At 78.2% G+C, this 669-nt stretch carries 1 protein-coding gene; it reads right to left on the bottom strand.

Annotated elements, in window-relative coordinates; translation table 11 throughout:
• A partial coding sequence (locus A612_RS07955) for an FAD-dependent monooxygenase (RefSeq protein ID WP_241209533.1) occupies positions 1-667 on the bottom strand: 667 nt, incomplete at its 3' end.
• Between the last annotated feature and the right edge of the window lie 2 nt (positions 668-669).

Genomic DNA, 669 nt, shown 5'->3' with positions numbered 1-669 from the left:
CCCCGGCCGAGCACAGCGGCGAGCCGTCCACCGGGTCGTCCGGCAGCGGCAGGATGGCGAGCGTGCGCTCGTAGCCGAAGCATTCGTGCGCCACCTGGTCGTGCGGCCGCTCGCAGCGCAGGCGGCAGACGATCACGGTGCGGCCGAAGTCGGTCATGGAAGCGCCGATGCCCAGCTGCCGGCGCGTGGCGGACAGGCGGCTGTCGGCGGCCACCACCAGCGGCGCGCGCAGCGGCTGCGTCTGGCTGGCGCCGGCCGGCAGGTACTGCACCTCGGCGTGCGTGGCGTGGACGGCCACGCGCTGCACGCGCGCACCGGTGAGCAGGCGCACGCCGGGCGTCTGGCTGGCGACCTCCCAGGCGGTGCGGCGCAGCGCGTGGTTGGGCACGATCCAGCCCAGCCGGTCCAGGCCGGTGCCGCCGGCGTGCAGGTGCAGCGGGCCGCGGCGGCCGACCGGGCCGTCGTGCACCTCGGCGGCGGCGAGCCGGCCCACCTCGTGCGGCGCCAGGCGCTGCCAGCTGCCCAGGCGCTCCAGGGTGGCGACGTTCGGGTGCGTGAGCGCGATCTCGCGCCCGTCCGGCGCCGGGGCCGCCAGCTGCGCCTCGGGCTGCAGCTCCAGCACGGTGGCCGACAGGCCCGCCTGGCCGAGGCTGGCGGCCAGCGACAGGC

The organism is Melaminivora alkalimesophila, assembly GCF_000282995.1.
Lineage (GTDB): Bacteria > Pseudomonadota > Gammaproteobacteria > Burkholderiales > Burkholderiaceae_C > Melaminivora > Melaminivora alkalimesophila.
This window is presented reverse-complemented; position numbering and strand designations above follow the sequence as displayed.